The sequence below is a fragment of the Chryseobacterium kimseyorum genome (genome assembly GCF_025971945.1).
Classification (GTDB): domain Bacteria; phylum Bacteroidota; class Bacteroidia; order Flavobacteriales; family Weeksellaceae; genus Chryseobacterium; species Chryseobacterium kimseyorum.
On sequence record NZ_JAPDHW010000008.1, the window covers coordinates 129,959 to 141,233 of the forward strand.

General features: G+C 35.6%; 12 protein-coding genes and 2 tRNA genes. 9 read left to right on the forward strand and 5 right to left on the reverse strand.

Annotated features, from left to right (window positions below):
* Nucleotides 1–68 precede the first annotated feature (68 nt).
* From OMO38_RS12705 to OMO38_RS12720, 4 genes are all read right to left on the reverse strand, one after another.
* Nucleotides 69–515 carry a hypothetical protein gene (locus tag OMO38_RS12705; protein WP_264750551.1) on the reverse strand — a complete coding sequence of 149 codons (447 nt, stop codon included), beginning with the start codon at nt 513–515 and terminating at the stop codon, nt 69–71.
* Nucleotides 516–559: 44 nt separating this feature from the next.
* The gene (gene lysA / locus OMO38_RS12710; protein WP_264750552.1) at nt 560–1,759 is read right to left on the reverse strand and encodes a diaminopimelate decarboxylase; all 1,200 of its coding nucleotides are present in this window, start codon (nt 1,757–1,759) and stop codon (nt 560–562) included.
* A gap of 256 nt (nt 1,760–2,015) precedes the next feature.
* Nucleotides 2,016–3,239 carry a 3'-5' exonuclease gene (locus OMO38_RS12715; RefSeq protein WP_264750553.1) on the reverse strand — a complete coding sequence of 408 codons (1,224 nt, stop codon included), beginning with the start codon at nt 3,237–3,239 and terminating at the stop codon, nt 2,016–2,018.
* Nucleotides 3,240–3,359: 120 nt separating this feature from the next.
* Entirely contained in the window at nt 3,360–4,886 is a 1,527-nt protein-coding gene (locus OMO38_RS12720; RefSeq protein WP_264750554.1) for a DUF853 domain-containing protein, read from the reverse strand.
* 288 nt (nt 4,887–5,174) lie between these two features.
* On the opposite strand from OMO38_RS12720, the gene OMO38_RS12725 reads away from it, so the two are divergent.
* From OMO38_RS12725 to OMO38_RS12735, 3 genes are all read left to right on the forward strand, one after another.
* On the forward strand, nt 5,175–6,584 hold the full coding sequence (locus OMO38_RS12725) for an MBL fold metallo-hydrolase (protein ID WP_264750555.1): 1,410 nt from the start codon (nt 5,175–5,177) through the stop codon (nt 6,582–6,584).
* Nucleotides 6,585–6,905 (forward strand): rhodanese-like domain-containing protein, encoded by a 321-nt coding sequence (locus tag OMO38_RS12730; protein ID WP_264750556.1) that lies wholly within the window; start codon nt 6,585–6,587, stop codon nt 6,903–6,905.
* Between the two features lie 65 nt (nt 6,906–6,970).
* Nucleotides 6,971–7,270 (forward strand): thioredoxin family protein, encoded by a 300-nt coding sequence (locus OMO38_RS12735; RefSeq protein ID WP_056027470.1) that lies wholly within the window; start codon nt 6,971–6,973, stop codon nt 7,268–7,270.
* 213 nt (nt 7,271–7,483) lie between these two features.
* Here the strand turns inward: OMO38_RS12735 and OMO38_RS12740 are convergent, their stop codons facing one another.
* Entirely contained in the window at nt 7,484–8,236 is a 753-nt protein-coding gene (locus OMO38_RS12740) for a nitrilase-related carbon-nitrogen hydrolase (RefSeq protein ID WP_264750557.1), read from the reverse strand.
* Nucleotides 8,237–8,422: 186 nt separating this feature from the next.
* Here OMO38_RS12740 and OMO38_RS12745 point away from each other — a divergent pair, with 186 nt between their 5' ends.
* From OMO38_RS12745 to OMO38_RS20320, 6 genes are all read left to right on the forward strand, one after another.
* On the forward strand, nt 8,423–8,863 hold the full coding sequence (locus OMO38_RS12745; RefSeq protein ID WP_264750558.1) for a DUF6646 family protein: 441 nt from the start codon (nt 8,423–8,425) through the stop codon (nt 8,861–8,863).
* A gap of 106 nt (nt 8,864–8,969) precedes the next feature.
* Complete coding sequence (rseP, locus tag OMO38_RS12750; protein WP_264750559.1) at nt 8,970–10,316, forward strand: RIP metalloprotease RseP; 1,347 nt, start codon at nt 8,970–8,972, stop codon at nt 10,314–10,316.
* An 80-nt stretch (nt 10,317–10,396) separates the two neighbouring features.
* Nucleotides 10,397–10,470 (forward strand) — tRNA-Asn (locus tag OMO38_RS12755).
* A gap of 181 nt (nt 10,471–10,651) precedes the next feature.
* Nucleotides 10,652–10,725: transfer RNA gene (locus OMO38_RS12760), tRNA-Asn, on the forward strand.
* Between the two features lie 35 nt (nt 10,726–10,760).
* The gene (locus tag OMO38_RS12765) at nt 10,761–11,069 is read left to right on the forward strand and encodes a GIY-YIG nuclease family protein (RefSeq protein ID WP_264750560.1); all 309 of its coding nucleotides are present in this window, start codon (nt 10,761–10,763) and stop codon (nt 11,067–11,069) included.
* Between the two features lie 73 nt (nt 11,070–11,142).
* On the forward strand, nt 11,143–11,275 hold a 133-nt coding region (locus tag OMO38_RS20320), incomplete at its 3' end, for a GIY-YIG nuclease family protein (protein ID WP_406567327.1).

The following is an 11,275-nucleotide window of genomic DNA, read 5'->3' on the forward strand; positions in this document are numbered from 1 at the left end:
TCTCTTTCCAGTACATAGCAAAAAAAACTCCGCAATTTCATGCGGAGTATGATTTATAATTATTTATTCTAATTTCTACAAATATAGCTTTGATGAACTGTTGCGTAATTATCATTTGTTAGTAATGCCCCATTATTTTCATTATCTCTGTAATCTCTTGAAAAACTCAAAGCCACAGAAATTTTCTGGCTGGTGTTATTGGCAAAATGTTTCGTCATTCTCTTCACATCCCTTTTTATCTCCCTTTCAAACGCCTGGTCAAAAAGTTGCGGAAAAAGTTTAATGTCAGATATTTTTCCATCCTCATTTACGATGAAATCCAGTTTAAAATCTCCAAGCGCCTGAAAAGCATTTGCAGTATGTACCAAATTATCTCGCAGATCTTTATTAAACTTTACCTGACCCCCAGTATATAATGTTTCTAACTGTTTTTGATCAGACTTTACACTTACATTTGTCTGAGAAAATGAAAATGTGAAAACAGCAATAGCTAAAACTGAAAGTAATTTTTTCATGATGTAATTTTTTGGTCTACTAAAGATACACCTTTTGGTGAAATTTACAAAATTTCTATCTGGTTTCTCAAAAGATCCTCAAATTCATCTCTTTTTCTAATCAAATGAGCTTTTCCATCTAAGAACAGAACTTCGGCCGGCTTTAACCTCGAATTGAAATTTGTACTCATTTCAAAACCGTAAGCTCCTGCAGTATGGAAAGCTAAGACATCACCTTCTCTCACCTCATTCAGTTTTCTGTCCCAGGCAAAAGTATCGGTTTCACAGATGTTTCCTACAACGGTATAAATTCTTTCGGCACCTTTTGGGTTTGATAAGTTTTCAATGGTATGGTAAGAATCGTAAAACATCGGACGGATCAAATGGTTGAATCCTGAATTTACGCCTACAAAAACCGTAGCTGTAGTCTGTTTGATAACATTGGCCTTTACCAGCAAATAACCACATTTTCCTACAAGGAATTTTCCCGGTTCAAACCAAAGTTCAAATTTCTTTCCGGTTTCTTTAGAAAATTCTGCGATAGCTTTTTCCACTTTTTTACCTAAAGCTTTTACATCAGTTTCCATATCGCTTTCCTGATAAGGAATTTTGAAACCGCTTCCCATGTCAAGATATTTCAGATTTGGGAAATGTTCAGATAATTCAAGCATAATTTCAAGAGCCTGCAAAAATACTTCAGGATCTTTAATCTCACTTCCGGTGTGCATATGAAGACCTTCCACATTCAGGTTGGTGCTTTTCATCACACGTTCAATATGACGCATCTGGTGAATAGAAATTCCGAATTTTGAATCGATGTGTCCTGTAGAAATTTTGTGATTTCCACCAGCATAAATATGCGGATTGATTCTTACAAAAATTGGATAGGTGTTTCCGTATTTATTTCCGAACTGCTCAAGAATAGAGATGTTGTCGATGTTGATGTGAACTCCGTGCTGCATTGCCTCCTCAATTTCAGCAAGATCAACACAATTGGGCGTAAAGAGTATTCTTTCTTTAGTAAAACCGGCTTTCAGACCTAATTTAACTTCACTTATTGATACGCAATCCAAAGAAGCACCCAGATTCTTTATGTATTTTAAAATATTGATGTTTGTTAAAGCCTTAGCAGCATAAAAAAACTTGGTGTGTTTTAAAAAAGAAGATGTAAGTTTCTCGTATTGAGTTTTGATAGATTCAGCGTCATAAACATACACCGGTGTGCCAAATTCTTGGGCAATCTTTAATAATTCTTTCGGATTCATAATTTTAATTTAACATAAAAAAAGGCAGATTCTTCGAAAAGAGTCTGCCATAATAATTATTTTTTATGCAAGGCAACTCTTTTACGTATTCCAAACCTTTGAAAACTTTACAGCTCCCTTTTTTCCAGTTTGTTTTTGTTTAAAATTCTGCATTGCTTATTTTTATTCTTTTGCAAAAATACTATTTATTTTGAGAAATTGAATTTGAAATCGATTTTCTTCTACATAAAAATACAGTCGATCGTAAAATATATCTTTATTTCGGTAACGGTAAAGTCTCGAAATCACCTTTAAGCAAAGACAATTGCAAGTCGTTCGTAAGGTCTGAAGCAGGCAGCGGCAAATCGATTTTTAATTTTGAGATTTTACTTAAAGTCTGGATTTGGGTAAACAATTCATAAAAACCGTAAGAAACTACTTTCCCATTTTCGACGATCAGGAATAGTTTCTCACCCAATCTTCTTCCTGAACCAAGCCAAAGCTCATTTCTCTTTCTGAAATCTATTTTTTTCTTAAAAACCTCTACATCCGAAAATTCTTCAATCTTCCCGATAAACTGAACTGCTTTTGAACCTTGAGTGAAAGATCTGAACTTCAGAATTGGTTTTTCAGTTTTGTTTAAAGTGTTTTTTTCAACAATGTATTTACTGTTTCTGCTGTATAGACCATATGGTAACGTTTCTCTCTTTTTTATGTTTTTCGAATTCTGAATCAGTTTGGCAATAATATCAGTTCCTGTCAGTTCAAAATTAATCTGCTCGACTTCTTTCTGAATCTCTTCAAATTTCTTCGACTTAGAATTGAAAAGCTTTTTAGAAAACCTGTTGATATCCTGCACATAATCTGAAAAGATAATTTTTCCGGACTCATTCTGGAAGTAAACAAAACCTTTTTCACTAGGAAGATCTTGTGTTAAAAGCTTTATTTTGTTGATGTAACTCTTAGCGTTAGTTTCATCATGCTGCTCCTGAATAATCTCATTTTCGGTATCTTTTGAAACCAAAAGTTTAAACAGTTCCAAAGTTGCTCTGGCATCACCTTCCGCCCTATGTGCATTGACTAAAGGGATTCCCAATGAGCGCACCAATTTCCCCAATGAATAACTTACTTCATTCGGAATAAGCTTCTTAGCTAAAGGAATAGTATCTAATGTATTGATTTTGAAATCATAACCCAGCCTTTGAAACGACTGACGCAGCATTCTGTAATCGAAATCGATATTGTGCCCAATTAAGGTGGTACCTTCAGTAATTTCCACAACCCTTTTAGCCAGTTCGTGAAATTTCGGGGCAGTTTTCACCATTTTCGGACTGATATTCGTTAATTTCTGTACAAAAGGAGTAATATCACTTTCAGGATTCACAAGCGAAATAAATTGGTCGACAATTTTATGACCATCATATTTAAAAATGGCGATATCGATAATGCATTCTTTTCTAAAACCTGCACCATTGCTTTCTATATCTATAATCGAATACATTTATTTTTATCTTATCTAACTTAGAATTTCTATCAAAAACTGAACCTCAAAAAATCTCAGCACAATATGGAATTCTGCTAAAATAATCAAATTACGCTAAAAACTGCAAAAGATGGCTGCTTATCTTTTTCTTCCTCCCAAACCAAACATTCCTAAAATCGCTTTTGCGCCTTCACGCATTAAAGTATTGGCAAAAGTTCTTCCTGCTCGGCTTTTTAACACCTGCTCAAACATTCCCGGTTCTTCTTTTATAGGTTTTGTTTTTTGAGTTGGAGCTGAATTTTCAACTGCCTGCTCCATTCTTTTTACTAAAATTTCATACGCAGACTCGCTGTCGACTGCTTTTTCATATTTTGAAACCAATGCTGATCTTGAAGTTAAGTCAGAAACTTCAGCATCATTCAGAACATCCATTCTGGATTCAGGTGAAATCAGATATGTATGAACCAATGGCGTTGGAATTCCTTTTTCATCCAAAGCGGTGACAAAAGCTTCACCAATTCCTAGGTTTTGAATTAATTCCGAGGCATTATAAAATTCTGTGGTTGGATAATTCTCAACGGCTTTTGAAATTTCTTTTTTATCTTTTGCGGTAAAACCTCTCAGCGCATGCTGGATTTTTAAACCTAACTGTGAAAGCACATTTTCAGGAACATCACCAGGAATCTGAGTAATAAAATAAATTCCAACCCCTTTTGAACGGATCAGCTTCACCATCGTTTCAATTTGTGAAACCAATGCTTTTGAAGATTCATCAAAAATCAAATGCGCTTCATCGATGAACAGCACCAATTTCGGTTTTCCGCTGTCGCCTTCTTCAGGGAAAGTCATGTAAATTTCAGCAAAAAGCGAAAGCATAAATGTTGAGAAAAGCTGCGGTTTATTTTGAATATCGGCAACTCTTAAAATATTAACAACCCCTTTTCCATCTCTTGTTTCAAGCAAATCATGAACATCAAAGCTCAGTTCTCCGAAGAAATCTGCAGCTCCCTGCTGTTCCAGTGCAACGATTGATCTTAAAATGGCGCCCAAAGACGCTGATGCAATTGAACCGTAATTTGCTGACAATTCTGCTTTACCCTGAGGATTGTCGGTTACATACTGAAGAACTTTCTTTAAGTCATTTAAATCAATTAAAGGCAAACCTTTGTCATCACAATATTTAAAAACAATTGACATGATACTTTGCTGCGTATCATTTAGTTCTAAAATTTTGCTTAATAAAACAGGACCAAATTCGGTAACTGTAGCACGCAATTTCACACCTTTCCCACCTGAAATACTCATCAATTCTACTGGGAAAGCCTGCGGATTATAAGGCAACTGTGTTTTCGCATACCGTTCTTCAATGATAGAATTCATTTGTCCGGATTCGGCAATTCCTGAAAAATCACCTTTAATATCCAGAACCAAAGAAGGAATTCCTGCGTGAGAAAGCTGCTCGGCGAAAACCTGAAGTGTTTTTGTTTTTCCGGTTCCCGTGGCTCCGGCAATCAGACCGTGACGGTTTATGGTTTTGAGAGGAATGGTAACGTTAACTTCTGTGACCACATCACCGTCCAGCATTCCTTTTCCCAGAATTATATGTTCTCCCTTTGGAGTGTATCTTTTTGAAAGTTCGTCAATAAATTTTGTTTTGTCTGCCATTTGATATTTTTAACATCTAAAGGTAATTATTTTTGTAAAAACTGCCATTTCAATTTTGTGAATTTCTTAATAATCTAATTTTAAAATGAATATAGTTGAATATGATATAAAACAGTCTACAATTTTTATCAACTTCTATCTTACGCTTAGTCGTTGAAGTTTAATGAGTTGCATATAAATTGAAAATATGAAAATTTTACAATCGAAAGAAACTATCAATCAGAATTATCATTTCTTTATAATTAATTCATTACTTTGTAACCTTATAATTATCTTAAATAAAACTCAATGAAAATTGAACAAATATATACAGGTTGCTTGGCACAGGGCGCATATTACATCGTATCAGGAAATGAAGCAGCAATCATAGACCCGCTTCGTGAAGTAAAACCGTACCTGGACCGCCTTGAAAAAGACAACGTGACTTTAAAATATATATTTGAAACTCATTTTCACGCAGATTTTGTCTCAGGACATTTAGATTTAAGCAAAAAAACAGACGCACCGATTGTTTACGGACCGACTGCACAGCCTGAATTTGAGGCTATCATTGCAGAAGACAATCAGATTTTCGAAATCGGAAATATAAAAATTAAAGCCCTTCACACTCCCGGTCACACGATGGAAAGCACAACTTACCTTCTGATCGACGAAAACGGTGTTGAAACTGCAATTTTTACAGGAGATACTCTATTTTTGGGAGATGTTGGCCGTCCTGATCTTGCGCAAAAAGCAGGAACAATGACTCAGGAAGATCTTGCCGGAATTTTATATGAAAGTCTGCACAGCAAAATTTTACCGCTTGATGACAGCATTACGGTTTACCCGGCCCATGGCGCAGGTTCGGCTTGCGGAAAGAATATGCAGAAGGAAACGGTTGATATTCTGGGCAATCAGAGAAAAACCAACTACGCACTGAATCAGCCGGATAAAGAATCTTTCATTAAAGAAGTCTTAGATGGTTTGACGGCTCCGCCAAAGTATTTTGGAATGAACGTGGCGATGAATAAAAATGGCTATGAAAGCCTTGATGATGTGATGGATAAAGGTTTAAACCCAATTTCTGTTGAAGATTTTGAAAGCTTTGCCGAAGAAACAGGAGCTTTGATTTTAGATACGCGCGGTCCTGCAGATTTTCATAAAGGATTTATTCCCAACTCTATCAACATTGGCTTGAAAGGTGATTTTGCACCATGGGTTGGAAGTTTAATCGTCGATGTAAAACACCCTCTGCTTTTGGTTGCCGACGAAGGAACTGAAGAAGAAGTGATTACGAGATTAAGCAGAGTTGGTTTTGATAATGTTGTAGGCTATTTAAAAGGAGGCTTCAGTTCATGGAAAAATTCTACAAAGGAAATTGATGAAGTGAAAAGAATTACTCCGACTGAATTTGTAGAACAGTTTAATGAACATTCAAAAATTATTGATGTAAGAAAAATCGGAGAATATTCTGCCGAACATATTGACAACGCCTACAGCAGACCTTTAGATACAATCAGCGACTGGGTTTCAACGGTTGATGATTCTGAGCATTTCTTTTTGCATTGTGCCGGAGGTTACCGAAGCATGATCGCCGCAAGCATTCTCAACTCACACGGAATCAGAAACTTCACTGAAATTGAAGGTGGATTTAATGGGATTAAAAAAACAGAAAAACTTCCGGTTTCGGATTTTGTCTGTCAGTCTAAAACGCTTTAAATGAAAACCTTTTTATTTGGAATTATTCTTGCTGCATTCTTCTCACTGAATGCCTGCAAAACTGCGCCCGCACAACAGAACATTGCCAAAACAAATATTATAGAACTTGTAAAAGATCGAGAAACTATCTTGGTTGACGTACGTATTCCGGAGCAGTATGCAGAGGGAACTGCAAAAGACGCCATAAATATTCCTTTAGCGGAAATCCAGAACAAAGCAGAATCTTTGAAAGGTAAAAAAGTAGTCGTTTTCTGCAACAAAGGAATTCAGGCAGACCATGCAGTAGAAATCTTAAGAAAGAACGGCATTGAAGTTGTATGATGGTAAGACTTTAGACAACATCAAAGCCATTCAGAATTTAAAGTAAAATATTAAATGAAATTATTATGTCACAGAAATTTCAGGAACTTATAGAATCAGAAAGACCCGTATTGATCGACTTTTTCGCGACATGGTGTCAGCCTTGTAAAGTGCAGTCATCAGTTTTAACGACTGTGAAAGAAAAAGTGGGTGAAGGTGCCAGAATTGTTAAAATTGACGTTGACCAATACCCGGCAATTGCTTCCCAGTATGGCGTGCGTGGCGTTCCGACTTTAGCGGTTTTCAAAAAGGGAGAATTGCTGTATAAAGAAAGTGGCGTGCATGATGTAAACCGTCTGACGCAGCTTTTGGAGCAGTATATTTAGGCTGATGCTGAGGTTTAGGTTTAGATTAAGCGTGAAAATATTTTTTGCCCACAGATCTCACGGATTTTCACAGATAAATCCTGATCAAAACCTTTGGAAAGAATTTGCCACGAATACACGAATTTGATTAAAGATAGTTTTAATAAAAATTGATTAAATTATTCGTGCATTCATGGCAACAAAAATATGTGAAATTTGCGGGGTATCCCTATTTTACAATTTGATTTCAAAATCATCCCTGTCATTCAGAAACTGGAAGTGATTTTTAAAATCGTTTAATTCTTCCAAGTTTAATTCCGCAGAAACAAGATTTCTATTTTTCTCTGAAATCTCTTTTCCATCAGCAAAAAAACAGTGCGAACTTTCCTGATAAAAAAGATCATTTCCATCGGTTCCTATTCTGTTTAAACCAAAAACATAAGATAAATTTTCAATTGCTCTCGCTTTTAAAAGATGTTCCCAGGCCTCTACTCTTTTTTCAGGCCAGTTAGCAACATATAAAATAGCATCATAATCATTATTATTTCTTGCAAATACAGGAAATCTTAAATCATAGCAAACCTGCAGCAGAAAACGAATTCCAAGATATTCTACAATCACTCTTTCTTTTCCCGGTTTATAAATTTTATCTTCTCCCGAGAACGAAAACAAATGTCTTTTATCGTAAAAAGTAACTTCACCTTCTGGTTTCACAAAATACATTCTGTTAAAAAAAAATCCATCAACTTCTACAGAAGCACTTCCTGAGAAAGCAGTATTTTTCTCTTTTGAAATTTTCTTTAAAAACTCCAGAGATTCTTCATCTTTATCTGAAACTTCAGCAGCATCCATACAAAAACCCGTGGAGAACATTTCAGGCAGAAGAAATAAATCTGCTTCCTGATTTTGAAGCTGATCTTCTACTAATTTAAAGTTTTCACTTTTATTTTTCCAGATGATATCCTGATTTAATCCAATAATTTTCATACGCAGATTTCTATTTTTTTAATTGCATTATGGGATCGCCTGATTAAAAATATATTAATTGTATATAATTAAATGGGGCGATTTCATATTCCTATATTCGAAACTTGTATAAAATTACAGCTTTTAATTGGTTTCGGTTTTATATTTGCTGCAAATTGTCATTAGTAATAATTTAAAATAAAATTTATGAAGAAATTGGTTTTTATGCTGATGCTTGTTCTTTCGGGAGCAACAGTGAGTGCACAAGCCTACACGGGAAAAGGAGATCAGAAAGTAAATTTAGGTTTAAATGCTTGGGGATACGGGACCGGAATTGCCGCTACTTACGACTATGGTCTGAACCAGCTGATCTCAGTGGGAGCAGGTGCGAATGCCTATTTTGATGGCTACAAGGATAATAATGAAGACAACAGAGTTTTTATTTTTGGTAGAGTAAATTTTCACCTTAGAGATGCATTAGAATTACCTGAACAACTGGATATTTATCCGGGTGTTGATTTGGGAGTTCTCGGAAGAGACTTCGGAATCGGAGCTCATATTGGAGCAAGATATTTCTTCACAGACAAATTCGGAGTTTTCGCTGAAGTAGGAAATAATGGAAGCCTTGGTGTTTCTTTTAATTTCTAAAAACAGTGGCAGAATATATGACAAAGCTTCTCATTAAGAGGAGCTTTTTTGTTTGGCATCCTTTTGATTATTGTTACCTTTGCAAATTAAAATCTAAAAACAATTAATGGAATTAGCAATTAAGATCTTTCAATTTATATTAAGCATCTCTATCTTAGTAATTCTTCACGAACTTGGGCATTTCTTACCCGCCAAATATTTCAAAACCAAAGTAGAAAAATTTTATCTGTTCTTCGATCCATGGTTTTCTTTAGCAAAGAAAAAAATCGGTGAAACTGAATATGGTATCGGATGGCTTCCTTTCGGAGGGTATGTAAAAATCGCCGGAATGGTAGACGAAAGTATGGATACCGAGCAATTGAAGCAACCCGCACAGCCTTGGGAATTCAGAGCGAAACCGGCTTGGCAGAGATTGATAATTATGCTTGGAGGAGTTACAGTAAACTTCTTTTTAGCTTGGATTATCTACGGATGTCTTTCTTTCTTTAACGGAGAAACATCTTTTGACACAGCGAAAGTAGACGCTCCGATGAACTACACGAGCGTAGCAAAAGGAATGGGTTTTCAGGATGGAGATAAAATCTTAAAAGTAGACGGAAAAACTCAGAACAACCTTGACAAATTAGCTTTAGACGTACTTTTGAGTGACGAAATCACTGTTTTGAGAAACGGAAAAGAAGTAACCTTCCCTACCAATGATGATGGAAAAGCAATGGCTTTCAGAGACGAAAACCCTAAAGCATTTCTTACCCCAAGATTTCCTGCGGTTATTGATACGATTGTAAATGCTAAAACTGCTGCTGCAGGTCTGAAAGTAGGTGATCAAATCGTTTCTGTTAATCAGCATAAAATAAATTATTACGACGAACTGACAGGTGAAATCACGAAGAACGCAGGAAAAAATATTAATGTAGAAGTTTTAAGAGCCGGCACTACGCAGCCTTTGGTTTTAGAAGTCTCTAAGGATGGCACTATAGGTGTTTCTTCTTACAAACAGATGACTAAATTTTACGAGACTAAACATTTCTCTTTTGGAGAATCAATTGGCAGAGGCTTCACAAGAAGTATTGAAAGTCTAACGTATCAGGTAAAACAGTTTAAATTAATCTTTAACAAAAAAGTTCAGGGTTATAAAAAGGTTGGCGGACCATTGGCAATTATTAAAAATATGCCTGTGGATAAAGCAAGAGACGGAAGCGTTTCTATCGACTGGACTGCCTTCTGGAGTTTCACTGCAATGTTTTCTGTATGGTTGGCATTCTTAAACTTGATTCCTATTCCTGGATTGGATGGTGGACACGTTATTTTTACTTTATATGAAATGATTGTCGGAAAACCTGTTCCACAGAAGATTTTAGAAAATGCGCAGATGGTTGGTGTTATCTTCCTGTTAGGCTTAATGTTACTGATTTTCGGAAGTGATATTTTCAAAATGGTAACAGGAGGATTTTAATTTTCTTTAAAAAAATTATTAAAAAACTTGTGTGGTTTAAATATCAGTCCTATATTTGCACCACCTAAAAATAGGGACATTCCTCCTTAGCTCAGTTGGTTAGAGCATCTGACTGTTAATCAGAGGGTCCTTGGTTCGAGCCCAAGAGGAGGAGCAAAAAAGACTTACATTACTGTAGGTCTTTTTTGATTTTAATACTATTCTATTTCAATTTATTTTAAAATTTAAATTCCTGAAAAATAATCTGATAGCAGTTTTCGGGTAATTTTGATGAAAAAATATTTGCTTGATATTATTTTTCATATTATCTTTGCACCACCTTAAAAGAGGAACATTCCTCCTTAGCTCAGTTGGTTAGAGCATCTGACTGTTAATCAGAGGGTCCTTGGTTCGAGCCCAAGAGGAGGAGCAAAAAGACTTACATTAGTGTAGGTCTTTTTTGTTATGTATTATATTTATATTCTCTTTTCAGAATCTGCTGATAAATTCTACGTCGGATATACTAAATATCCGAAAGAAAGACTTTTGAAACATAACGAACAGGAAAATTTCAATACGTACACCCGAAAATTCCGCCCCTGGAAAATGGTCGCGCTTTTTGAGGCATCCACAGATAAAAATCTCGCAATACAGATTGAGCGCTTCATTAAAAAACAGAAATCAACAAAATTTATAGAAATGCTTTGTGACGAAAACTCACAACTCTCAGGAATTTTAGCACCGTTGGTTAGAGTCCCGAATATTCGCGATTAATCAGAGAGGTCCTTGGTTCGATCCTACGAGGAGAAGCAAAAACCGCAAGCTATCATGATTGTGGTTTTTAGTTATGTATTATATCTATATTCTCTTTTCAGAATCTGCTGATAAATTCTACGTCGGATATACTAAATATCCGAAAGAAAGACTTTTGAAACATAACGAACAGGAAAATTTCAATACGTACACCCGAAAATTCCGCC

Coding starts and splice junctions, on each gene's coding strand:
- OMO38_RS12705 (WP_264750551.1), bottom strand. CDS start 515: ATGAAAAAATTACTTTCAGTTTTAGCTATTGCTGTTTTCACATTTTCA.
- lysA (WP_264750552.1), bottom strand. CDS start 1,759: ATGAATCCGAAAGAATTATTAAAGATTGCCCAAGAATTTGGCACACCG.
- OMO38_RS12715 (WP_264750553.1), bottom strand. CDS start 3,239: ATGTATTCGATTATAGATATAGAAAGCAATGGTGCAGGTTTTAGAAAA.
- OMO38_RS12720 (WP_264750554.1), bottom strand. CDS start 4,886: ATGGCAGACAAAACAAAATTTATTGACGAACTTTCAAAAAGATACACT.
- OMO38_RS12725 (WP_264750555.1), top strand. CDS start 5,175: ATGAAAATTGAACAAATATATACAGGTTGCTTGGCACAGGGCGCATAT.
- OMO38_RS12730 (WP_264750556.1), top strand. CDS start 6,585: ATGAAAACCTTTTTATTTGGAATTATTCTTGCTGCATTCTTCTCACTG.
- OMO38_RS12735 (WP_056027470.1), top strand. CDS start 6,971: ATGTCACAGAAATTTCAGGAACTTATAGAATCAGAAAGACCCGTATTG.
- OMO38_RS12740 (WP_264750557.1), bottom strand. CDS start 8,236: ATGAAAATTATTGGATTAAATCAGGATATCATCTGGAAAAATAAAAGT.
- OMO38_RS12745 (WP_264750558.1), top strand. CDS start 8,423: ATGAAGAAATTGGTTTTTATGCTGATGCTTGTTCTTTCGGGAGCAACA.
- rseP (WP_264750559.1), top strand. CDS start 8,970: ATGGAATTAGCAATTAAGATCTTTCAATTTATATTAAGCATCTCTATC.
- OMO38_RS12765 (WP_264750560.1), top strand. CDS start 10,761: ATGTATTATATTTATATTCTCTTTTCAGAATCTGCTGATAAATTCTAC.